21 protein-coding genes and 1 tRNA gene are annotated in these 22,724 nt (G+C 70.6%); 13 read left to right on the top strand and 9 right to left on the bottom strand.

The features are described from left to right. Window positions 1-76 precede the first annotated feature (76 nt). The 6 genes from BLT59_RS06870 to BLT59_RS06845 form a co-directional block, all read right to left on the bottom strand. Complete coding sequence (locus BLT59_RS06870; protein ID WP_091777821.1) at window positions 77-940, bottom strand: CheR family methyltransferase; 864 nt, start codon at window positions 938-940, stop codon at window positions 77-79. After that, window positions 937-2,142, bottom strand: a complete 1,206-nt coding sequence (locus tag BLT59_RS06865; protein WP_091777819.1) for a protein-glutamate methylesterase/protein-glutamine glutaminase — start codon at window positions 2,140-2,142, stop codon at window positions 937-939. Before BLT59_RS06865 ends, BLT59_RS06870 begins: the two co-directional genes overlap by 4 nt. A gap of 72 nt (window positions 2,143-2,214) precedes the next feature. Next, window positions 2,215-2,607 carry a response regulator gene (locus tag BLT59_RS06860; protein ID WP_043352407.1) on the bottom strand — a complete coding sequence of 131 codons (393 nt, stop codon included), beginning with the start codon at window positions 2,605-2,607 and terminating at the stop codon, window positions 2,215-2,217. Between the two features lie 11 nt (window positions 2,608-2,618). Beyond that, a complete protein-coding gene (locus BLT59_RS06855; RefSeq protein WP_091777817.1) occupies window positions 2,619-3,137 on the bottom strand; it encodes a chemotaxis protein CheW in 519 nt (172 codons plus the stop codon). Window positions 3,138-3,203: 66 nt separating this feature from the next. After that, complete coding sequence (locus tag BLT59_RS06850) at window positions 3,204-5,960, bottom strand: hybrid sensor histidine kinase/response regulator (RefSeq protein WP_091777815.1); 2,757 nt, start codon at window positions 5,958-5,960, stop codon at window positions 3,204-3,206. Window positions 5,961-6,063: 103 nt separating this feature from the next. Then, window positions 6,064-6,774 (bottom strand): histidine phosphotransferase ChpT, encoded by a 711-nt coding sequence (locus tag BLT59_RS06845; protein ID WP_091777813.1) that lies wholly within the window; start codon window positions 6,772-6,774, stop codon window positions 6,064-6,066. A gap of 453 nt (window positions 6,775-7,227) precedes the next feature. Here BLT59_RS06845 and BLT59_RS06840 point away from each other — a divergent pair, with 453 nt between their 5' ends. Both BLT59_RS06840 and BLT59_RS06835 read left to right on the top strand, forming a co-directional pair. After that, window positions 7,228-10,182 (top strand): bifunctional [glutamine synthetase] adenylyltransferase/[glutamine synthetase]-adenylyl-L-tyrosine phosphorylase, encoded by a 2,955-nt coding sequence (locus BLT59_RS06840; protein ID WP_091777811.1) that lies wholly within the window; start codon window positions 7,228-7,230, stop codon window positions 10,180-10,182. A gap of 73 nt (window positions 10,183-10,255) precedes the next feature. Beyond that, complete coding sequence (locus tag BLT59_RS06835) at window positions 10,256-11,128, top strand: 3'(2'),5'-bisphosphate nucleotidase CysQ family protein (RefSeq protein WP_091777809.1); 873 nt, start codon at window positions 10,256-10,258, stop codon at window positions 11,126-11,128. Here the strand turns inward: BLT59_RS06835 and BLT59_RS06830 are convergent. Continuing rightward, window positions 11,109-11,615 (bottom strand): YHS domain-containing (seleno)protein, encoded by a 507-nt coding sequence (locus tag BLT59_RS06830; RefSeq protein ID WP_244513889.1) that lies wholly within the window; start codon window positions 11,613-11,615, stop codon window positions 11,109-11,111. The genes BLT59_RS06835 and BLT59_RS06830 overlap by 20 nt on opposite strands. A 233-nt stretch (window positions 11,616-11,848) precedes the next feature. Between BLT59_RS06830 and BLT59_RS06825 the strand changes: the two genes are divergently transcribed. From BLT59_RS06825 to BLT59_RS31735, 11 genes are all read left to right on the top strand, one after another. Then, on the top strand, window positions 11,849-12,469 hold the full coding sequence (locus tag BLT59_RS06825) for a DUF1134 domain-containing protein (RefSeq protein WP_091777805.1): 621 nt from the start codon (window positions 11,849-11,851) through the stop codon (window positions 12,467-12,469). A 126-nt stretch (window positions 12,470-12,595) separates the two neighbouring features. Next, window positions 12,596-13,306 carry a hypothetical protein gene (locus BLT59_RS06820; RefSeq protein ID WP_091778115.1) on the top strand — a complete coding sequence of 237 codons (711 nt, stop codon included), beginning with the start codon at window positions 12,596-12,598 and terminating at the stop codon, window positions 13,304-13,306. A 144-nt stretch (window positions 13,307-13,450) separates the two neighbouring features. Next, window positions 13,451-13,753 carry a 3',5'-cyclic-nucleotide phosphodiesterase gene (locus BLT59_RS06815; RefSeq protein ID WP_091777803.1) on the top strand — a complete coding sequence of 101 codons (303 nt, stop codon included), beginning with the start codon at window positions 13,451-13,453 and terminating at the stop codon, window positions 13,751-13,753. Between the two features lie 140 nt (window positions 13,754-13,893). Then, a complete protein-coding gene (locus BLT59_RS06810) occupies window positions 13,894-14,238 on the top strand; it encodes an LPS translocon maturation chaperone LptM (protein WP_091777802.1) in 345 nt (114 codons plus the stop codon). Between the two features lie 169 nt (window positions 14,239-14,407). Continuing rightward, window positions 14,408-15,676, top strand: coding sequence for a diaminopimelate decarboxylase (gene lysA / locus BLT59_RS06805; RefSeq protein ID WP_091777800.1), 1,269 nt, complete (start codon window positions 14,408-14,410; stop codon window positions 15,674-15,676). After that, window positions 15,673-16,533: a glycosyltransferase family 2 protein gene (locus tag BLT59_RS06800; RefSeq protein ID WP_244513888.1), complete on the top strand. Its 861-nt coding sequence runs from the start codon at window positions 15,673-15,675 to the stop codon at window positions 16,531-16,533. The genes lysA and BLT59_RS06800 overlap by 4 nt, the downstream gene beginning before the upstream one ends. 12 nt (window positions 16,534-16,545) lie before the next feature. Beyond that, window positions 16,546-16,637, top strand: a tRNA-Ser gene (locus BLT59_RS06795). 487 nt (window positions 16,638-17,124) lie between these two features. Then, window positions 17,125-18,027: an endonuclease domain-containing protein gene (locus tag BLT59_RS06790; protein WP_244513887.1), complete on the top strand. Its 903-nt coding sequence runs from the start codon at window positions 17,125-17,127 to the stop codon at window positions 18,025-18,027. 4 nt (window positions 18,028-18,031) lie between these two features. Then, window positions 18,032-18,697: a hypothetical protein gene (locus BLT59_RS06785; RefSeq protein ID WP_091777798.1), complete on the top strand. Its 666-nt coding sequence runs from the start codon at window positions 18,032-18,034 to the stop codon at window positions 18,695-18,697. Continuing rightward, window positions 18,694-19,536 carry a P-loop NTPase family protein gene (locus BLT59_RS31740; RefSeq protein ID WP_244513886.1) on the top strand — a complete coding sequence of 281 codons (843 nt, stop codon included), beginning with the start codon at window positions 18,694-18,696 and terminating at the stop codon, window positions 19,534-19,536. Before BLT59_RS06785 ends, BLT59_RS31740 begins: the two co-directional genes overlap by 4 nt. Then, window positions 19,533-21,935, top strand: coding sequence for an ATP-binding protein (locus tag BLT59_RS31735; protein ID WP_348272281.1), 2,403 nt, complete (start codon window positions 19,533-19,535; stop codon window positions 21,933-21,935). The genes BLT59_RS31740 and BLT59_RS31735 overlap by 4 nt, the downstream gene beginning before the upstream one ends. A gap of 45 nt (window positions 21,936-21,980) precedes the next feature. Here the strand turns inward: BLT59_RS31735 and BLT59_RS31730 are convergent, their stop codons facing one another. Both BLT59_RS31730 and BLT59_RS31725 read right to left on the bottom strand, forming a co-directional pair. After that, window positions 21,981-22,307 carry a hypothetical protein gene (locus BLT59_RS31730; protein WP_244513885.1) on the bottom strand — a complete coding sequence of 109 codons (327 nt, stop codon included), beginning with the start codon at window positions 22,305-22,307 and terminating at the stop codon, window positions 21,981-21,983. Continuing rightward, window positions 22,307-22,708, bottom strand: coding sequence for a DUF7986 domain-containing protein (locus BLT59_RS31725; RefSeq protein WP_244513884.1), 402 nt, complete (start codon window positions 22,706-22,708; stop codon window positions 22,307-22,309). The genes BLT59_RS31730 and BLT59_RS31725 overlap by 1 nt, the downstream gene beginning before the upstream one ends. Between the last annotated feature and the right edge of the window lie 16 nt (window positions 22,709-22,724).

Raw genomic sequence — 22,724 nt, 5'->3', positions numbered from 1 at the left:
CCGGATCCCCGTCGTGGTTCTGGCTGCCGGGACCGTCCGGCAGCCGAGGCGCGACCGGGAACCCCGGTCGCGCCGCTCAGAGGCTCGCGGCCATGCGCAGCGGCGCCGATTCGGCCGGGCGCGCCACGGCCTCGGCGTGGCCGTAGAGGCCGCGGTGCTTCGGGTTCGGCGAGAGCCTGTCGGTCAGGCCGATCACCGTCTCGGCGGCGCCCAGCAGGAGCGCGCCCCCCGGGGCGAGCTGCGCCGCGAGCCGCGCCAGGACGTCCGACTTGGTCGGGGCGTCGAAGTAGATCAGCACGTTGCGGCAGTAGATCACGTCGAACTGGCCCAGCGAGGCGAAGCTGTGCAGCAGGTTGAGCTGGCGGTAATCCACCATGCTGCGCAGGCTCTGCGCGATCTGCCACTGCTCGCCGACCTGCGTGAAGTACTTGATCAGCCACTGCACCGGCAGGCCGCGCTGAACCTCGAAATGGCTGTACAGCCCGAGCTTGGCCTTCTCGATCACCTCGGTGGACAGGTCGGTGGCGACGATCTCCACCTGCCAGCCGGCGAGCCGCGGCGCCGCCTCTTGGAGGAGCATGGCCAGCGAGTACGGCTCCTGCCCGGTGGAGGCCGCCGCGCACCAGATCCGCAGCCGGCGCCGGCCGGCATTGCGCGCCAGCACGTCCGGCAGGAGCGTGTCGCGGAACAGGTCGAAGGGGATCCGGTCGCGGAAGAAGAAGGTCTCGTTCGTGGTCATGGCCTCGACCACGGCCCGCTCGATCGCCCCGTTCTGGCCGAGCTTCAGGGCGCCGATCAGGTCACCGAGGCTGGCGAGGCCGAAGCGGCGGCAGACCGGGGTCAGCCGACTCTCCACGAGGTAGCGCTTCTCCGGGGTCAGCGCGAGGCCGGAGCGCTGCTTCAGGAAGGTGCGCAGGAATTCGAACTCGAGCTCGGTCATGCCGGCTGCCCCGTGATCAGGGCGCGCAGCGCCGTCGCGAGTTCGGGCAACGGCAGCACAGCCTCGGCGAGCCCGGCCCGCGCGACGCTGCCCGGCATGCCCCAGACCGTGCTGGTGGCCTCGTCTTGGGCGAGAACCGGGCCGCCGGCCTCGGTGAGCGCCCGGGCGCCGTTGGTCCCGTCCGAGCCCATGCCGGTGAGGATCACGGTTGCGGTGGCGGCGCCGAACACCACCGCCGCATCCTTGAACAGGACGTCGACCGCGGGGCGGCAGAAATTCACCGGCGGCCCGTCGGTGAGCTTGATGATCGGGCCGCCGGCCCCGGCGGCCAGCCCCATGTGTCGGCCGCCCGGGGCCACGTAGATCCGCCCGGGCTCGACCCGCTCGTCGGCCTTGCCCTCGGCGGCCGGGATCCCGGTGCGGGTGGACAGGTGCTCGGCGAAGACCGCCGTGAAGATCGGCGGCATGTGCTGGACGATCAGGACCGGCAGGCGCCGCAGGGCGGCCGCGCCGATACCCTCCAGCATCTCGCCCACCGCGCGGGGCCCGCCCGTGGAGGAGCCGATCAGCAGGGCCCGGGGCTGGGTCCGGTTGCGGACCTTGGGCCGCAGCGTGAACGGGGTTGCCGGGCGCGGCGTGGCCGGGGCCGGATGCGCGGCGGCCGCGGGCACGGGCGCGGGCGCGGCATGGTGCCCCGGAGCATGACTAGCGGAGGCCGGGCGCCGGGTCCGCGTGCGGGCCGAGCCGAACACGCGGACGCGCTCGATCAGCTCGACCCGGAACGTGTCCGAGGTGGTGACACCGCGGCTGCTTTCGGGCTTGGCGATGTAGTCCACCGCCCCGAGGGCGAGGCATTTCAGCGAGATGTCGGCGTTGCGCGTCGTCAGCGTCGACATCATCACGACCTGCACGCTCGGGCTCATGGCGAGCATGCGCGGCAGCGCGGTCGTGCCGTCGAGTTCCGGCATCTCGATGTCGAGCAGAACCACGTCCGGGTCGTGCTTGGCCATCAGCTCGAGGGCGATCCGCCCATTCGAGGCCGTGCCGACGAGCTCGAAGCCGGCCTCGCCGATCCAGCGGGCCACGAGGCCGCGCACCACGGCGGAATCGTCGGCGACCAGAACCCGGATCGCGGTGGCCGATGAGGTCGTGCTCTGGGTTGGCGGCGTACGCAGCGGGGCAACCGCGGGACTCAGGGCCATGATGATTGCCTCGGGTGCAGGGTCGCGGGGCTAGGATCGCGGGGCTAGGGCCGCGGGTCGGGAGGCTTGCGATCAGGCCGCGTCGGCGACGAGTCCGACCTGTTCGAGCTTGGCCGTCAGGATGTCGCGGTCGAAGGGCTTCATGATGTACTCGTCCGCCCCCGCCCGGAGGGCGCGGGCGATGGCCCCGACATCGTTCTCGGTGGTGCAGAACAGGACCTTCGGCACGCCCCCGCCCTCGCTCTGGCGCAGGGCCTGGAGGAACGCGTAGCCGTCCATGTTCGGCATGTTCCAGTCGAGCAGGATCGCGTCGGGCATGCTGGCCGCGCAGGCTTCGAGGGCGGCGCTGCCGTCCTCGGCCTCGCTGACATTCATGCCGAGATCCTCGATGATCCGCCGGGCGACCTTCCGGATCACCGCGGAATCGTCCACCACCAGGCAGGTGGTCTCGTGCGGCGCCTTCATCGACCTCTCCCTCAAGCCGCCTTGGCGCCGGCGGGCGTGAAGCCGAGGAGCGCGTCCACGTCGAGGATGACCAGGAGCCGCCCGTCGAGGCGGTGGACGCAGGTGGCGAGATCGCGGAAGCGCGGATCCAAGTTGATCGGCACCGCCTCGCGGCTGTCGGCCCCGAGCTTGAGCACCTCGCCGACGCCGTCGACCACCAGCGCGAAGGTCTCGCCGGCCTGCTCCAGGCCGATCGCCATCTTCGGGCTGGCCTTGGTGCCGTCCGCCTCGGCCTCCGCGTCGGGCAGGCCCAGGCGCCGGCGCAGGCTCATGGCCGTCACGACCCGGCCGCGCAGGTTCAGAAGGCCCACGATCTCGGCCGGCGCAAGGGGGACCGGCGTCACGCCCGAGGGCACGAAGACGTCGTGGACCCGCTCGATCGCCAGCCCGAACAGCGTCTCGCCGACATAGACCGTGACGAAGTCGTCGGTGGCGCCGGTCTCGACGCCGTTGGTGGGGGCGCCGCTGGTGTTGGCGTTGGCAGCCTGCATCGGAACTCTCCGGATTCGTTCGTCGCGATCGTCGCGATCGGCGTGGGGCGGGCGGCGCGCAGAGGCTCAGGCGGCTTTCGACACCGTAGCGGCGCCGATCTCGGCCAGCGCCGAGATCAGGCCGCTGCGGTCGAACTTCGCCACGAGATCGCTGATCGCCAGGGACCGGGCCCGTTCCACCGCGTCGGCACCGATCGCGCCGGTGAGGCCGATCACCGGAAGACCGGCGAGACGCGGCTCGGCGCGCCGCATGGCGGCGACCAGATCGAAGCCGCTGCGGCCCGGCATCTCCAGGTCGGTGACCACCACCTCGATCTGCGGATCGGACTGGAGGGCCGCCAGCGCCGCATCCGCGCTCGCCGCCGTGATCACCTGGTAGCCCGCCGCCTTCAGCACCGGGCTCAGCATGTCGCGGAAGAAGGCCGAGTCGTCGACCAGCAGGATCGTGGAGATCTGCTCGGGCCGCTTCAGGCCGCGTGCCCAATCGTCGTAGGCCAGCGGCAGGAAGTGGGCGATGTTGATGATGTCGGTCGCCCGGCCCCGCAGGACCGCCGAGCCGATCAGGTCCGACCGGTCGGCCGCGATCTCGATGTCGAGGCGCTCCTCGACGATGTCGACGATCTCGTCGACCACGAGGCCCATGGCGCGCTCGCCGTCGGAGAACACCACCAGGGCCTGCGTCCCCTCCGACTTGATGGTGATCGCCGCGTCCGCCGGGACGAGCGGCATCAGGCGCCCGCGGTACTGGATCAGCGCGCGGCCGCCGAGCCACTCGACCTTGGCGCACTCGATCTCCTCGAGGCGGGTGACGAGCGACAGCGGCACTGCCTTGAAGCTGCCCTGGCCGCCCTTGAACACCAGGAGCGTGGTCTTGGTGTCGGCCATCTCCACCGCCTCGTCGGCGTCGGAGTCGATGTGGCCGCCGCTGCCCTGGACGCCCTGCGCCACCTGGCGGGCCACGCCGTTGGGATCGACGATCAGCACCACGGCGCCGTCGCCGAGGATCGTGTTGCCGGCAAACATCGGGATGTGCCGCAGCTTCACCGACATCGGCTTCACGACGATCTCCTCCGTGTGGAAGACCTCGTCGACGAGGATGCCGAAGCGCTCGCGCCCGACCTGGGCGACCACCACGAAGCCCGCCTGGTCCGTCTCCGCGCCCGGGCTCGACTGGCCGAGCAGGCCGGTGAGCGAGACGATCGGCAGGAGCCGCTCGCGCAGGCGCAGCACCGGCGCGCCGTTGATGTGCTCGACCCGCTGCGCCCCGGCATCGACCCGCACCAGTTCCAGCACGGCCACCTGCGGCAGGGCGAAGCGATGCTCGCCGGCCCGCACGATCAGGGCGGCCACGATGGCCAGCGTCAGCGGGATCTTGATGGTGAAGGTGGTGCCGCGACCCGCCGTGGTGGCGATGTCGATCAGGCCGCCGATGGTCTCGATGTTGGTCTTGACTACGTCCATGCCGACGCCGCGGCCCGAGACCGAGGTCACCGCCGCCGCCGTCGAGAAGCCGGCGTGGAAGATGAACTTGGCGACCTGGGCGTCGGTCATCCGCTCGATATCGGCCTGGGAGGCGAGCCCGCGCTCCGCCGCCTTCTTGCGGATGGCCGCGAGGTTCAGGCCCTTGCCGTCGTCGGCGATCTCGATCGTGATCGTGCCGCCCTCGTGGTAGGCGGCGAGCCGGATCGTGCCGCGGGCGGGCTTGCCCGCCGCCACGCGCTCGGCGGTCGATTCGAGGCCGTGATCGGCCGAGTTGCGGACCATGTGGGTCAGCGGGTCCTTGATGACCTCAAGGACCTGCCGATCGAGCTCGGTCTCGTTGCCGACCATCACGAGGTCGATCTGCTTGCCGAGTTCGGCCGAGAGGTCGCGCACCACGCGCGGCAGCTTCTGCCACGCATTGCCGATCGGCTGCATGCGCGTCTTCATGACGCCTTCCTGCAGCTCGGCGGTGACGTGCGACAGGCGCTGCAGCGGGACCTTGTAGCTCGAATCCTCGTGCCGGCGGGCGATCTCGAGGAGCTGGTTGCGGGTCAGCACCAGCTCCGAGACCATGGTCATCAGGTGCTCGAGCGTGTCGACGTTCACCCGGATCGTCTGGTTCTTGGCGGCGGCGGTCGCCTCACCCTCGGCGCCCTCAACCTTCTCGACGCGGGCCGGCTCGGGCTTCTCGGCCTCGACCGGTTCGGCCTTCGCTTCGATCTTCGCTTCGATCTTCACCTCGGCCTTCGGCGCCGCCGGGGCGACGGCTGCCGGAGCGGCGGGTGCCGGCGTCGGAGCCGGAGCCACGGGGGGCGGCGGCGCGAGGAAATCGGATTCGTCCGGCCCCGGGGCGGACATGAAGGCGGCCTCCAGATCTTCCAGGGAGACCTCGCCGGGCTTCAGTTCGCGGACCACCGGATCAGGCAGGACCGGCTCCGGCGGCGGGGCGGCGGCCACGGGCTCGTGCGGCCCCTCGGACATGCGCTCCAGGGCGGAGATGAGGTCGTCATCCGAGCCGGAGGGCTCCGTTCCGGTGGCTTCCAGATCGGCCAGGATCGCCTTGAGCCGGTCCAGCGTGAGCAGGATCAGGGTGACGGAAGCCGAGGTGGCGGGCAGCCCGTCGCGGAAGCGACCCATCAAGGTTTCCGCGGCATGCGCCAAGGCTTCGAGCCGCGGGAGGCCGAGAAATCCGCAGGTTCCCTTAATCGTGTGCACGAGACGGAAAATGTTCCGTAGAATCGTCTCGTTGTTCGGATCTTGCTCGAATCGCACCAGTTCTGCATCGACCGTGTCGAGATGCTCCCCGCTCTCGGTCAGAAACTCGCGAAGCAGGTCGTCCATAGTCGCTACTCGTTACGCGGAGAAGGTCTCGCGCAACCTACTTACTGGCGCGGGGTTAGGGAAGCGTTTCCATCCCGGCCCCGCGTTTTGGTTTTTCAGAATTTCAGGCCAGCGCCGTGTCCGAAGCCTCGCCGCCAGGAATTTCAGGCAGGCTGATCACTGTGGGCGTGGCGGTGATAGTCACTTCATCGCCCTCAATGGCGAATCGCACATCCATGGCGGCGGCCCGCGCCACGAGGCCCGCGTAGAACGGCAGGATGCCGTGGGCATCGACGGTGCCGCTCTCAGGGCTTCCGGCCATCAACTCCTCCACATGGGGCGGGATGCGGGCATGCGAGCCCTTGGCCTTGAGCACGAGCGTGGGCGCCTCGGCATCGCCGGAGACGACGACGTCGATCAGGCCGCCCCGGGGAATCGCCGAGGTGGCGACCATCACGAGGTTCAGGAGCAGCTTGACCTTGTTCTTCGGGAACAGGGCCTGCGGCGCGCTCCAGGTCAGCTTGGTCTTCTCGTCGGAGAACATGCCCTTAGCCACGCTCTCGGCGTCGGCGAGGTCGATCGAGGCACCGGCCGAGCCCGCGGCCCCGAAGGCGATGCGGGCGAATTTCAGCCGCGCCGAGGCCTGACGGGCACTCTTGCCGATCAGCTCCAGAGCGAAGGTCCGCATCGATTCGTCCTGGTCGTCCTCCAGGACCTCGAGCCCGTTCACGATCGCGCCGACAGGGCTGATCACGTCGTGGCAGACGCGGGAGCAAAGCAGGGCGGCGAGGTCGAGGCCGTCGAGATTCAGGGTGGGCGAGGTCGGGGAGGACATGGTGCGCTCCGGGCGGGCGGATCTGAAATGCGGACGTCTGCGGGCCGGGGACCCGGTTGGGGCTGCCGGTTCCCGGCCGCCCGATTCTCGGCCGCCCAGTTCTCGGCCGCCCCTGCGGCGATCGAGTCGCCCGAAGGAATCCCACACGGCCTGCGGGTCGGACCGGGGGCGACGACCGGTCCGCACGGATAGACGCCACGGTCGGCTTTGAAAAGCGTTACCGAACAGGACGGAGGGCCGGGCGCCTCCCGATTCCGCGTCGGAACCCGGCGCAAGACGTCAGGCGCGCGGGGCCGGACAGCGGCGGCCCGGATCGGCTATGATGCCGCCCCGTCGCGCCAGGGAGGATGCGGCATGAGACACGAGATCGATCCTTGGAACGGATCGGCCGCCGCCAGCCGGTGGATCCCCGGGCGCGACGCCCGGCAGGCACGCTGACGCGGGGAAGGCCCGATGCAACCTGCCCCGACCCTGCGGGAAGCCCTGGCTCCCCGCCTCCGCCTCGCCGATCCCGCCACCGCGCAGGCCCGGCTCGCCGAGATCGCCCCGGCCCTCCCGGCCGGCTTCCTGACGCCACCCTGCCGGGACCTGCTCCTCGGCCTCGCGGACCACTCGCCCTTCCTCTGGCGGGCGGCCACCCGGTCGCCGGACCGGCTCGTCGCCCTGCTGGAGCAGCCGCCGGACACCGCGAGCCACGCCATCATCGCCCGGCAGCGCGCGGTCGGCACGGCCTGCGGGGTGACGCCCGACCTGGCCGAGGTCGGCCGGCGGCTGCGCGCCAACCGGGAGGAGCACGCCCTCCTGGTCGCGCTGGCCGATCTCGGCGGCGGCTGGGACCTCGACGCGGTGACCCAGGCCCTGTCGGCCTTCGCCGACGCCTCGGTGAGCGCGGCGGTCGAGGCGCTGCTCCGTCAGGGAATCGCGGCCGGTCGGTACCGGCCCGCGAATGCGGAGGCGCCGCAGGACGGGTCCGGCCTGATCGTCCTGGGTCTGGGCAAGCTCGGCGGCTGCGAGCTGAACTATTCGAGCGACATCGACCTCGTCGTCTTCTACGAGGCCGAGCCCGCCGCCGCGGCGACCGGCGGCGATCCGAAGCCCTTCTTCGTCAAGCTCGCGCAGGGGCTGGTGAAGCTCCTGGCCGACCGGACCGCCGACGGCTACGTCCACCGCATCGACTACCGGCTGCGGCCGGATCCGGGCTCGACCGCGGTGGCGCTCTCCACCGGCTTCGCCTTCGACTATTACCAGACGCTCGGCCAGAACTGGGAGCGCGCGGCCTTCATCAAGGCCCGGCCGATCGCCGGCGACATACCGGCCGGCGCGGCGTTCCTGGCGGAACTCGCGCCATTCATCTGGCGCCGGCACTTCGATTTCCCGGCCATCGCCGAGATCCACGCCCTGAAGCGGCAGATCCACATGGTCCGCGGCCACGAGACCATCGCGGTCGGCGGCCACGACATCAAGATCGGCCGCGGCGGCATCCGGGAGATCGAGTTCTTCGTCCAGACCCAGCAGCTCGTCTTCGGCGGCCGCAAGCCCGCCCTGCGGGGCCGCCGCACCGTCGCGATGCTCGCCGAACTCGTCGCGGAGGGCTGGATCGACGGGCAGGCCCGGGACGAGCTGAGTGCGGCCTACGCGTTCCTGCGCACCCTCGAGCACCGGATCCAGATGATCCGGGACGAGCAGACGCAGCGCCTGCCCACCGGGACCGAGGCGCTGACCGCGCTGGCCCTGTTCGCGGGCTTCCCCGACCTGCCAGCCTTCGAGGCGGCCCTGCTCCACCATGCCGGCCGCGTCCAGGCGCATTACGCTCTCCTGTTCGAGGCCGGATCGGAGGCCGGCGCGGACGGGGCCGCCCTGGTCTTCGGTGAGAGCGAGCCGGATCCCGAGACGCTGGCGCGGCTCGGCGCCTTCGGGTTCCGGGATCCGCCCCTGGCCTGGGGGACCGTCCAGGGCTGGCATCTCGGGCGCCGCCCGGCCCTGCGGACCGGCCGGGCCCGGGAGATCCTCGCCGAGGTTCTCCCGGCCCTGTTGCGGGCCCTCGGCGGGACCGCCGACCCGGACGCGGCGCTGCTCGCCCTTGACCGGGCCTTCGCGCGGATGCCCGCGGTGGCGGAACTCCTCGCCATCCTGCGCTCGCACGAGCGCCTGCGCCTGCTCTTCGCCGACATCCTGGGGACGGCGCCGCGCCTCGCCGACACGGTGGGCCTGAGCCCGCACGTCCTCGACACCGTGCTCGACGCCGATTTCGTGACGCCGACCACGGATCCCGACCAGGTCCGCGCGCAGTACCGGGCGCTCCTGGGACAGCCGGCGAGCCACGAGGAGAGCCTCGACCGCTGCCGAGACGCCACGCGGCAGATGACCTTCGTCACCGGGGCCCGCCTCCTGTCGGGCATCCTCACCCCGCGCCAGGCCGGTGAGGCCTACACGGCGATCGCCGAGGCGACGGTGGCGCTGAGCCTGGAAGCGGAGGAGCGCCGGTTCGCCCTGGACCACGGGGCGGTGCCGCAGGGACGCTGCTGCATCCTGGCCCTGGGCCGCCTCGGTTCCCGGCAGCTCAGCGCCGAATCCGACCTCGACCTCGTCTTCCTATACGATTTCGACCCGGAGAACCGCACGAGCGACGGCCGGCGCCCGCTCGACGCCGTGGTGGCCTACAATCGGCTGGCGCAGCGGGTCTTCGCGGCGCTCACCACGGCGACGCGACGCGGGCGGCTCTACGCGGTCGACCTGCGGCTGCGGCCCTACGGCAGCCACAGCCCGCCAGCGGTGCAGCTCAGCGGCTTCTCGGCCTATCACCGCGGCGAGGCGGAGCCCTGGGAGCACATGGCGCTGGCCCGCGCCCGGGTCGTGGCCGGCGACGCCACCCTGGCGGCCGCCGTCACGGCCGAGATCGCCGCGGTGCTCCGGCAGCCGCGCGCGGCGGCCGCCGTCTGCGCCGAGGCGGGCGCGATGCGGGCGCTGGTCGCCCAGGAGCGGGGCCATGCCGGCCCCTTCGACCTGAAGCTCGCGCCGGGCGCGCTGTTCGACCTCGATTTCCTGGCCCAGGCCATCGTGCTGAGCCAAGCCCATGACTGGCCCGGCTGCATCGGCCTCGATGCGGAGACCCTCTTCCGGGAGGCGGCGGCGCGCGGCGTCCTGCCCGCGGCGGCGGGCGAGCCCCTCGCCGAGACCTACGGGTTCCTCGACGCCGTCTATCAGTGGCAGCGCCTCGTGATGACCGATCCCGCCGCGGAGCCGTCCGAGACCGCTTCCCGGCAGATCGCCAAGGCCGTGGGCCTCCCGGACGCGCGCAGCCTGGCGGCGGAGCTGCGGCGCCATCGCCGCCGGAGCCAGGCGCTGCTGGCGCGGATCCGGCGGCGTGTGCGGCCGCGCCCTGTCGACGGACCGCCGGAGCGCAGGTGACGAAGCACCCCGTGCCGAAAGCCGTCGACATTCGTCCCCTGCTCGGGCATTCAGGGCAGCCTCGGGAGGGATCATGACGGGCGCGGCAACGATCTCGGGGCCGGAGCGCGAGCGGATTGCCGCAGCGCTCGCCGAGATCGCCTGCGCGGCGGGCGCGATCCTGCGCCGGTATCACCGGGGCCCCTGCCCCCACGCCCTGAAGCCGGACGGCTCACCGTCGAGCGCCGCCGACATCGAGGCGGAGGACCTGATCGTCGCTGCCCTCACCGAGCGCTTCCCGGGCATCACGGTCGTGGCCGAGGAGCGCGCCCAGGGTGACACCGCGCGCCCGGCCGATCTCTTCTTCCTCGTCGATCCCCTGGACGGCACCCGCGACTTCCTCGCCGGGACGCCGGACTACTCGGTCAACATCGCGCTGGTGTCCGGCGCCCGCCCGGTGGCCGCCGCGCTGGCGGCCCCGGGACTCGGCCGGGTCTGGTGGGCGGGGGCGGCGACGCTGGAGGCCCCCGTCGTTGCGGATCGACCGGGGGCCGGGCGGCCGGTTCATGCGCGGCCGGTACCGGCGGCGGGCCTCGTCGCCCTGGGCAGCCGGCGGCACGGCGATTCCGAGACCGCCACCTGCCTCGCGGCGCTGCCCATCGCGGAGACGCGGCAGGTCGGCTCGGCCTTGAAGTTCGCCCTGATCGCCGCCGGCGAGGCGGATATCTACGTGCGCTGCGGCCCGACCATGGAATGGGACACCGCCGCGGGGGACCACATCGTCGCGGCGGCGGGAGGCTGCGTGGTGGTGCCCGGGGGCGGCCCGATCCGCTACGGCCAGCACGGGCCCGACCACCGCAACGGGCCCTTCGCGGCCCTGGGCGATCCGGCCCTGGCGCCGCACCTCGCGCTGCCGACCTGCGCGGACGGCAGGGCGACGGCACCGCTCAGCGCGGCGCATCGGTAGGCGGGACGTCCTGCAGGGCCCGCAGGCCCGGCCAGGCCGCCTCGGCCTGCCGGGCCAGTCCGGGCTCCGCCAGGAACCGGGCCCGCCGTTCGGAATTCCGGAACAGGTAGAGGCGCTCGCCGATCACTGCGAAGACCAGCGGATCGGCATCCACCAGCCGGCCCTCCAGGATCCCGGCGGCATCGTAACCGCCGAGGCGCGGGGCGTAGGCCGGCGGATCGTCCCGGAAGGCCTCGCGGTTGGCACCACTGGAGAAGCGCCAGACCCGGCCGTCCCAGGACAGCTCGAACCGCGCCGTCCCGGCCTCCGGCCCGCCCTCCAGGAAGTAGCTGACCGGATCGAAGCCGTTGAGCGTCAGAAGCTCGATCCGCGTCCGGGACGGCAGAGCGACCTCAGCCGCTGCGAGGCCGGAGCCGCCCCCCGGCCAAGGGGCCAGCCAAGGGGCCAGCATGGCCGCCAGCGTCGTCACCAGTGCCGCACCCGTCATGATCGCGCGCCCCGGCCGCGGTCCACGCGCCGCGCCGGATGCGGGTTCAGGGCGCGTTAACCACATCTTGCGGATTCCCTCAGAAGCTGGTCCGACTCATCCACCCGGGTCCGCAGGACGAGGGACCGGATGGATGGCGGTGCCCTGTCCGGTTCGGGCCGCCGACGCGGCGGGACGAGCGCGGCACAGGTCCATCGCACGAACCGTTAATCGAACCGGGCGAGGAAGCAACGATGACGGCACGAGACGATCGCGGCACCGACCGCCGCACCCTCCTGCGCGCGGGCCTCGGTCTGGCGCTGGGTTCCCCCCTCGCCAGCCTTGGCACCGCAGGGATGGCCCTGGCGGCGGGCGAGGATCTCGACACGCCCGAGACCTTCCGACCCGGCGAGATCGTGGAATCGGGCCACCGGTTCTTCGGCACCGTGTCGCGCGGCCTCGCGCTCACCGTCGAGGAGGCGGGCCGGCGCTGGGGCGAGCCCAACGGCTACATCCTCGGCCAGGAGGGCGGCGGCGCCGTGGTGGCGGGCGTCCGCTACGGCGAGGGCACCCTCTACACCCGCAATGCCGGCAAGCGGCGCATCTACTGGCAGGGCCCGTCCCTCGGCTTCGACGTCGGCGGCGACGGCGCCCGCACCATGATGCTGGTCTACAACCTGCCCAACGTGCGCGACCTGTACCGCCGCTTCGCCGGCGTCGACGGCTCGGCCTATCTCGTGGGCGGTTTCGGGATGACCGCGGTGGTCAACGACCGGATCATCGTCGTGCCGATCCGCAGCGGCGTCGGTGCGCGCCTCGGGATCAATGTCGGCTATCTGAAGTTCACCCGTGAGCCGACCTGGAACCCGTTCTGATCCGGAACGCGTTCTGATTGACGGGTGCCGCAGGATTTCACCCCCGCGGCCAACCTGGGCTAGAATGGGACTGGGTCGGGTCTTCCGGCCGGATGCGCGGGCTGCACCCTCGTGATCGAAACGGTGATGATCTTCGCGCTGGGTTTCCTGGCGGCGAGCCTGTGCGGCCTCCTGCTGCTGCCGGCCCTGAACGCGCGTGCCGCGCGCCTGGAGCGGCGCCGGGCCGAGGCGCGCCTGCCCCTGTCGCCGGCCGAGATCGCCGCGGAACGCGATTTCCTGCGCGCGCAATTCGCCGTTCAGCAGCGCCGCCTGGAGCGCCGGGTCGAGACCGTCGAGGCGCGGCGGCAGGCCGATATGGCGGCGATCGGGGCCGGGACGATGCGGGTCGCCGCCCTGGCGCGCGACGTCGCGGCCCGCGATGCCGAGATCGCTCAGGTCCAGTCCAAGGCCCGGGAGCTCGAGGCCGAATTGGCGGCTGCCCGCGAGGACGGAAGCGCGAGCCTGGCCACCCTCCAGACTCTCGAAGATGCCCATGCCGACCTGCTCGACAGCCTCCTGGCGCTTCGGCAGGCTGCTGCCCCGGCGGCGACCCCGGACGCCACGACCCCGGACGCTGCAACGCTGGCAGCCGAACGCGACGATCTGCGCGCGAGCCTGAAGGCGGCCGAGGAGGCTCTGGCTCTGGCTCTGGCCGACCGGCAGCCGGACCGGCAGGCCGGCATCGAGCGCGAGAACGCCGATCTGCGCCGGCGAATCGTCGAGGTCGCCGACGCCCTCGCAAGTCCAGGCCGGATGCCACGCGCCGCCGCGCCCATGCCGCAGCCCGAGCGCGTGTGAGCGGATCCGCCTCCGAGACGGGCTTTTGGCCGCCGAAACGGAACTGAAAACCTGCGACGACTGCCTTGTTTCGACCACGCAAAGGCATCATCGCAACGCCGACGCGTTCTGCATTCACAACTTCGATAGATGGTACGGATAGCCATGCGCCTGAAGCCGATCGTCCTCGCCGTCGCGACGGCCGTTGTCCTGACGCTGCCGGCAGCGGCGCAGCAGACGAAGCGCGGCAACGAGACTCTGAAGAAGTACTGCACCGGCGATTATCTGACCTACTGCGGCAATCTGGCCCCCGACGATCCGGCCACCGATGCGTGCTTCCAGAAGAACTGGAAGAAGCTCAGCGAGAACTGCCGCCGGGCGATCGACGCCTACGAGGCCGAGCAGGAGCAGAACGCCCCCGCCAAGAACCGTCAGGGCTCGCAGGGCGCCCGGGAGCGGCGCGGCTGACGGCTCCGGGCGAGAGCCCGCAGGCCGAGGGCCAAGCGGCCTGTGGCGGACGCGCGCTCGCGCCGGAGCGCGGCAACGGCTAAGGTAGCGCTCCCGCCGGCCCTCGCGTGCCGGTGCCGAGCCCGCCGGACCTTCGCGCGATGTTGTCGAAACCCGCCCTGAAACTCCTCGCCTTGTCCGGCCTCGTGGCCCTGGCGGTCTCCGCCTGCGGGCGGCGGGGCGCCCTGGAACCGCCGCAGACGGCGGCACCGGCCGCCGCGCAAACCGGCCCGGACGCGGCGACCGGGCGGCGGACGCTGCCGGTCTCCATCGGGCTCGGCGGCGGCGCCCCGGAGCCGGATGCGGCCTCGGTGCGTGCCGGCGACGAACTCTCCGTGGCGGCGGTGCCGCCCGGCGGCACCGAGGCGCCGGTGGAGACCAGTCGCGGCGCGCGGCGGGGCTACCGTGTGCCGAAGGAGCCTTTCATTCTGGATCCGCTGCTGTAGAGGGCTGAGGCCGGCACCGCGCGCGAGCGCCGCCGGCACGCCGTCCTGGTGCCCCCCCGCGCCAGTGACCCGGTCGGATCCGGCCTTGAGCGTAGGCTCCTCCGGCCTGCGGCGGAATGTTTCACGGGAAACAGGCCGCGCTCCGGCGCGCCGACGAGACACGGCCGAGATGCACCATTTCCACTATCGCGACGGCCGCCTGCACGCCGAGGATGTTGACCTGACCGGTCTCGCCGCGGAGGTCGGAACGCCGTTCTACTGTTACAGCACCGCCACCCTGGAGCGGCATTACCGCGTCTTCGCGGAGGCCTTCGCGGCCGATGACGCGCTGGTCTGCTTCGCCATGAAGGCGAATTCGAACCAGGCCGTGCTGCGCACCCTCGCGGCCCGGGGCGCCGGCATGGACATCGTCTCGGGGGGCGAGCTGCATCGGGCACTGGCGGCCGGGGTGGACCCCGGCAAGATCGTGTTCTCGGGCGTGGGTAAGTCCCGCGCCGAGATGGAGGCCGCGCTCAAGGCCGGCATCTTCTGCTTCAACGTCGAGAGCGAGCCCGAACTCGCGGTCCTGTCCGAGGTGGCTATGGGCCTCGGGCTCAAGGCCCCGGTCTCGATCCGGGTGAACCCCGATGTTGATGCCGGCACGCATGCCAAGATCTCCACCGGCAAGTACGAGAACAAGTTCGGCATCCCGATCACCCGGGCGCCGGCGGTCTACGCCGCCGCGGCCGCCCTGCCGGGGATCGCGGTGCACGGCGTCGACATGCATATCGGCAGCCAGATCACCGACCTGGCGCCTTTCGCCGACGCGGCCCGGCTGCTGGCCGGCCTCGCCCGGGAGCTGATGGCGGCCGGCCACCCCCTGCGCCACATCGATTTCGGCGGCGGCCTCGGGATCCCCTACCGCGACGACAACGCGCCGCCTCCGGATCCGGCCGCGCTGGCGGCGACCCTGCGGCCGCATTTCGCTCCCCTTGGCCTGCGGCCGGTCTTCGAGATCGGCCGGATGATCGTCGGCAATGCCGGGATCCTGGTGACGCGGGTGCTTTACGTGAAGCACAGCGAGGGGCGCACCTTCGTGATCGTCGACGCGGCGATGAACGACCTGATCCGACCGACCCTGTACGAGGCCTATCACGGCCTGCGCCCGGTCATCGAGCCGGGCCCCGAGACGCCGCGCCTCGTCGCCGACGTGGTCGGCCCGGTCTGCGAGAGCGGCGACTATCTCGCCCTCAACCGCGAGATGCCGACGGTAGCGGCCGGCGACCTGATCGCCGTGATGAGCGCCGGCGCCTACGGCGCGGTGCAGTCCTGCACCTACAACACGCGTCCCCTGGTGCCGGAGGTTCTGGTAAGGGGGGACCGGGCAGCGGTGGTGCGTCCGCGCCTCGACGTCGACGCGCTGATCGCCCTGGACCGGGTGCCGGACTGGCTGGCGTGAGCCGCGCTCCCGCGGGCAGTTCCGCATCCGCGTCGGCAGCCGGATCCGGCGAGTGCCTGCCGCTGTCGGTCTTCATCATCGCCCACAACGAGGCGGACCGGATCGGCGCGACGATCCGGGCCGTTCGCGACCTGACGGACGACCTCGTGGTGGTCGATTCGGGCTCCACCGACGGCACGCAGGCCCTCGCAGAATCGCTCGGCGCGCGGGTGCTGCACAATCCGTGGCCGGGCTACGGCCCGCAGAAGCGCTTCGCCGAGGATCAGTGCCGGCACGTCTGGCTCCTGAACCTGGACGCCGACGAGGTGGTGCCGGAGGATCTCGTCCGGGAAATCCGGGCCCTCTGGGCCGGGGGCGAGCCGCGCCGGCCGGCATGGCGGATCGGCATCGCGGAGATCTTTCCCGGCGAGGGCCGCCCTCACCCGCTCGCCTATACGCTGACGCCGGTCCGGCTCTACCGGAAGGACCGGGGCCGCTACTCCGCCTCGCCGGTCCACGACCGGGTGGCGCTGGAACCCGGAGTGAATCCGGGGCGGCTCAGGGGCATGATCCACCATTTCTCGGTGCGCTCGCTCGGCGACCAGCTCGACAAGCTGAACCGCTACTCCGACCAGCAGGCGGACGACCTGGAGATGCGGGGCGTGGTGATTCCGACTTGGCGGGTGTTCGTTGAGCTGCCGGGCAATTTCCTGAAGGCGTATCTCGGCCGCCGCCATTTCGTGCGCGGTACCTACGGCTTCCTGACGGCGATGAACTACGCGATCTCGCGGCATCTGCGCGTCGCCAAGCATGTCGAGCGCCGCCGCGCGGCCGCCACCCGCCAGGATCGGGTTGACCCGCCGGATCCGACCTTCTAGAGCCAGAGCGCCGGAGACGTGGCCGAGCGGCTGAAGGCACTCGTTTGCTAAATGAGCATACCCAGAAATGGGTATCGAGGGTTCGAATCCCTCCGTCTCCGCCAGCAGATTTTATGCCGTAAAAGCAATTAGTTAGATTGGCATCTGCTAGGCACTTTGTAGTTTCTTTGTGGTTCTCGCTTTGTAGGGGAAAGCCGAGAAATAGCGCGGCGGCCGTAGGGGCGGTGGAAAACCGAATCGCCGCCCATCATCCAGAAACCCTAAATCGGGATGCACCTCGTGATTGGTAGGCGGGCCGGCGCGTGCGTTTTGACGACGCAGAGCAGGTGCCACTTAAGCCCGTAGCTCACTTCGAGCTCGGCCTCGTCGCTGGCCGCGGACGCCTATTTCCGAGCGCGACAACCTGAAGGTGTGAAGGCTGTAGCCAGGACCAACCAGCTTGTGCTGAATAGGTCCAACGAAAGGCTGCATGATGCCCAGGCGTCTGCGGCGAGCCGGCAGCACGGTCTCTGTTTGCTATCGCCCCTCCCCTTCGGCACTGCGGCCCGGCCGCAGATCATGGCAGACGAGCTAGGCCGGAGCCTTGCCGGCTTGAGCCAGGGCGAGCGTATGGTCGTCCTTGGCGTCGGCCGCGACGTCATCGGCGCCCTCATCTCAGCTGAAACTGAGCGTAGCGCGCTGCTGGTCGTAAGCGGTGGCCAACTCACAGCCGAGGCGCTCATCGACCGGCTTCTCGACGACCTCGCCGCGTTGGCTCTCGAAAGCTGGCCGCGTTGGAGCAGCCGCGGTGCGCCTCTTACCCCGGTCACCGCCGATCCATGGCTGAAGGCGGCATCTAAGCGTGCCCAGCTCGGCCTGATGCCGCGCTTCCGCAAAATGGGGCGAGACGTCGAGTTCCGCCGGCTCTCCCGATTGATCGATACCGCCGGCATCGTTCTGGTCTGGGAGGTCGATCCAGCATCGGCAACGCGCGCGCACCCCGCGATCGAGGCCCTCGAATGGTGCACCCGGCAGGGCGCCGTAGTAGTCGCAGCGCTGCCCGTCGAGCCGCCCGAGACCGCCCCCTATGATCGCATTCTCTACGGCGCTTATGAGTTCATCCGATCGGAAGGCGCGGCGGCTACGCGCTTCATCGCGCCAATTGGGGCGCACCACGCGAGCGTTGTCGAGCGGCAGGTCGCGGACGCATTGGCACAAGATGCCGACCTCAGGGGCCTGTTTGTCTGCAATGCACCCGTGCCGGTGGGCGCCTGGGGTGCGAGGCCCCGCGTCGACCTGCTCTGCCGCGAGCACCGCATCGTCGTCGAACTCGACGGACCCGAGCACCGGGCTGAACCCAAGTTCGGCAACGATCGCCACCGGGACTACGAGTTGCTGACGGCGGGCTACCTCGTCCTGCGCTTGACCAACGAACAGGTCGCGGCCGACCTTCCCTTGGCGATCGAGAAGATCCGGACCGTCGTCCGCCTCCGGCGCGGTTCGCAGGAGGGTTGAGTCGATGAGCGTGACGCCGACGCCGAAGCAGGCGCTGATCTTGTGGTGCCTGCTCGGCCGGCATGGGAGCGCCCTGCAGAGCGCGATCACGCCGCGCATCGATAAAGCAGATCGGGAAGCCCTGATCGCGGGCCGCTACCTCGAGGCCGTGCGGGAGGGGCGCTCGCTGCGCTTGACCGTCACGGACGGGGGCTGGAACTGGGCGGGTGCGCATATGCGCGAGCCCCTGCCGCCGGGCTTCCGGGTGCTGCAGGACTGGCTGGAACGTCTCCAGGTCGATCTGGCCACGACAGGCCGGACGCTCGCCGATCTCGTTGGGACCGCTCCCGAAGAGCCGGCATCGGTGGTGCGCGCCCCGCGTGCGCGCAAGCCGGCTGCCAAGGGACCGCGGAAGCCCGGACCCAAACAGCTTCGGGCGCGCATCGAGGCAGCCTATCTCGCCCTGACCGGCGGAGAGAGGGCCAGGGCCGTCCGCCTCAGCGCCCTCCGGACCCACCTCGGCGATCTCAACCGTGCGACCGTCGATGCTGGACTTGCCGCGATCCTGCGTGGCGACAGGACCGCGCGGCTGAGCCAGTTCAGCGATCCCAAGTCGCTCGATGCCGCCGAGCGCGAGGCGGCGTTCAGCCCCGCGGGCGAACCCTTCCATATCCTCTGGATCCAATCATGACCGATGCCCTCGACGCCCTGCGCCGGGTCGATTTCGACTGGGTGCGCACGCTCGACAGCATCTGGATCGATACGACGCCGACCGGCGGCCCGAACGAGCGGCTCGTCCCGGACATCGTCGCCGATCTGCACCGCAAGGCGCGTCAGCCGGCCGACCGTGCCCTGGGCCGCGTGCTCGTCGGCCAATCCGGGATCGGCAAGACCCACCTCGTCGGACAGCTCCGGCGCGAGGCCTGGCGCACGGGTGCGTGGTTCGTGCCTCTCGACGTGCTCGGGCTGACGGATTTCTGGCGCAGCGCGGCCCTGAGCTTCGTGACCGCCCTGCTTCAGACGATGCCGGATGGGCGGCGGCAATCGGATGCCGTGCTCGCCGGCGTGGCGCGCCGCTTCCGGGTCGAGGCGCAGGTCGAGGCTGCGTTCAACACCCCGAACATGGACGCGCGCCGGATCGTCGACGTGCTGGTCCGGGCGCTGATGAGCGTCGATGCCGGCCGGGCGCTCAAGCACCTCGACGTCTTCCGCGCGCTATGCCTCCTGCGCTCACAGGATCTCGCCGTTGTCGGGCTCGCCCATGCCTGGCTGCAGGGCTACGACGCCGACCCTACGGAGCGGGCCGCCCTGGGCTTCAAGACGCCGCCACCGGCTCCCGTCGAACTCGTGCGTGGCATGTGCTGGATCATGGCGCTGAGCGGGCCGACGCTCATCGCCTCGACCAGATTGACGGGGTCATCGAGACTGGACGGCTCGCGGCCGAGGACGGGATCGACGCAGAGGCGGGTCTCGCCGAGGTGCTGGCCGCGGGGCTCCTGGAGGTCAACATCGTCTGCGATCGCAGCATGACGGCGGTGACGTGCCTCCAGGAATCCTGGGCGCGGCTTGGGGCCCGGGGTCTCCGGCCGATGCTGGACCGCTTCGCGGAGGCGACAGGCCTCGTGGGCATGAACGAGCGGGCTGCGGCTGCCGCTCTCGTGGCCAGTCGTCTCGAGCCAGCCTACGCAGATGCCGGCTACGTGCCCCAGTTCCCAACTTGGCCGTTCAGCGAGCGCGCCCTCGCCGACGCGGCGGCTGCAGGTATGATGCCCCGCACTCTGCTGATGCGCTGCGACGCCTTCCGCCGCCGCTGCCTTGCGGAGGGCGCGGTCTCGGTTTGTGACAGTCTCAGCGCGGCCGGTGCGCCTCAGGAAGACTTGCCCCAGGACGCCGAGTTCGACCTCGCAGCCGCGTGTCGAGAGGCCGACACCGCGGGCATCCGCAGCGATGATGATACCTGGCTCGGCCAGCTGCTGCGCGACACCTTCGACCTCTACGCTCTGGAGGACGATCCGGACGACACACTTGACGTTGCCAGCAAGGGCGAGCCCGACCAAAGGATCCCGCCGCTCCACGGGAGGCTGATCTACATCCACCGGGACGAGAACGACCGCGAGCGGCACGTCTGCTACCGAGCGCTGCAGCACCAGAACGCCATTGCTTTCCAGGCCCGCCTCCGGGCGGCGCTCACAGCCTCCGGCATCTCGGCGCGCATCCCCGACCGGGAATTGCTGCTGATCCGCCGTGGGCCTATGCCAGGCGGAGCCAAGACGAAGCAGCTCGTCGACGCGTTCACGGCGGCCGGGGGCCTTTCAATCGACCCCTCAGATGCGGATCTCCGCGTCTTCGTCGCACTGCGCGAACTCCACTCGCGAGCGCAGGAAGATGGCGCATCCGATCGGTTCGAACGTTGGATCCGTGCCGAGCAGCCGCTCGTGAACACGGCGTTCTTCCGGGATGCGGGCCTCGCCCATGCGGCGAAGGTCGGGCAAGCTCAGGGAACGGCTCACGTTGCCGGCGAAAGGCCCGCGCCTCCAGTTCGCTCGCCAGTCCTCGAAGGTCAGGCAGCCGCCGAGAGCTTCGCTGTCGCGAAAGAACCCGCTTCGCCCAAAGCGGCTCATGCTGAAGCAGGAAAGACTGTCCAGCCTGATCAGCGCACCCCCAGGCAATTGGCGCCGGATGCTGAAGTGGTTGCGATACCAGTCGGACATCGCCTTAGCCCTGATGCGCCTGGCGTGAGCCTGCCGCTGCGCCTTCTGCCCCGCCACACTGCGATCATCGCCGGCTCCGGTTCCGGTAAGACCGTGCTGCTGCGGCGCCTTGTTGAGGAGGCCGCGCTGGCGGGAATCCCAGCCATCGTAATCGACCCCAATAACGATCTATCCCGACTGGGTGATCGATGGCCCGAGCGGCCGCGGGGCTTTGCCCCGGAAGACGATCGCAAGGCGGCGCTCTACGCCGAGCGGGTCGAGGTTGTGATCTGGACCCCGGGCGTCCATGCCGGCAACCCGCTGTTCCTCTCGGTCCTGCCCGACTTCGCGGAGCTGGGGGAGGACCGGGACGAGCGCCAGCAAGCGATCGAGATGGCGGCCGAGACCCTCGGGCCGCTTGCTGGGGCCAAGACCAACCTCCAGCGTGGGGTGCTAGCCGATTCGCTGCGCTGCTTCGCGGAGCGCGGCGGCGGTAACCTCGCAGCCTTCATGGCGCTGCTGGCAGACCTGCCCGACGGGATCAGCCAGATCGGCAGCGCCGCCAAGCTCGGGCTCGGCATGGCTGACCAGCTCCACGCCGCGATCGCCACGAACCCGCTCCTGAAGGTGGAGGGCACGGTGCTTGACCCGCGGCACCTGTTCTTCGGGCGCGACCCGGCGCGCACCCGCATCTCGGTGATCAACCTGTCGGGTCTCGCATCGGACGCGGCCCGCGAGGATTTCGTGAACCGGCTCCAGATGACGCTGTTCGGCTGGATCAAGAAGAACCCGTCCCCGCGCGGCATGCTCTACGTCGTCGACGAGGCGCAGACGTTCCTGCCGGCCCAGAGGGCGTCGCCGAGTCTCGGAAGCGGCATCAAGCTCGTGGCCCAGGGCCGCAAGTATGGGCTCGGGATGATCGTGGCGACGCAGGTGCCGCGCGGCATCCACAACCAGGTCGTCTCCAACTGCACCACGCAGTTCTTCGGGCGACAGAGCGCGCCCGCGACGATCGCGGCCGCCCAGGAGATCCTGGCGGCGAACGGAGGCGCGGCCGCCGACATCGGCAAGCTGGCGGCAGGGGAGTTCTACTTCGCCACCGAGGGCTCCGGACGGCCAGCTAAGCTGCGCACGCCGCTCTGCCTCTCCTACCATCCGGCCAATCCGCCGACGCCGGAGGAGGTCATCCGTCAGGCCAAGCGCTCCACTGAGCCGGGAACCTGCGCGCGGGCTTCATGACTGCACCGTCTCGAAGCTGGCGCTGCTGTGATCACGGCGTCGATATCAGAGGGACCGCTTCGGTCGCGCCCGCTTTGATCTCCGAGACGGTGGATTGGCCCCATCGTTCATCGTAGCGAGAATAGCCATCACGTCCGCGCTTGAGATCGGAATCAGTGATGCTTCGGCTATCGCATCGCCGTAGAGGGCAGCGGCAAGCGAGTGCCGGACCGGCAACGGCTGCCCGTGAGCGGCAGCCTCAACGCAGAGCGTGACTGCCTCCGCATCCGGTTGCACGACGATGCCAAAGCCTGCGTAAAACGGACCGGCGTCGAACACGCGCATGGCGATCACAAGACCTTCGGATGCAGAAGCCTCCAGGCCCTCGTCCATCAGCCAGATGCGCCGGCGGGCTTGAGAAGGTCGTCCAGCCAGACGCCGCCGGCTTCGTGCCAGTCGGCGACGCGGAAGATCGAGAAGAACGCCGCGGCAAGCTTGCGGACCATTTCGCGAGCGGTTGGGCTTAGGGTCTCGACATGCTTTTGGAGAAAGGCGTCCATGACGCGGCGCCCGCGCTGATTGGGCTCGAACAGCGCGACATCACAGAGCATGGCGAAGTTCGCTTCGTCGTTGAGCTGTTCCTCATCGATCAGATCGAGGTGCTTGGCGGCCCGGTCGAGATCCGGCTTCTTGCACTGCTTCACGGCTTCGAGGAGCGCAGCCTGGATTGAGGCGCGGATCGGGCGGTAGCATGCGAGCATCTCTTCGCGACTTCGCGTTGTTCCTTCGGTCAAGGTTGGCCTCCGGATC

Source organism: Methylobacterium sp. UNC378MF (assembly GCF_900103195.1).
Lineage (GTDB): Bacteria > Pseudomonadota > Alphaproteobacteria > Rhizobiales > Beijerinckiaceae > Methylobacterium.
Note: the sequence above shows the minus strand (reverse complement) of the source record. Positions and strands in the feature narration are given on the sequence as shown.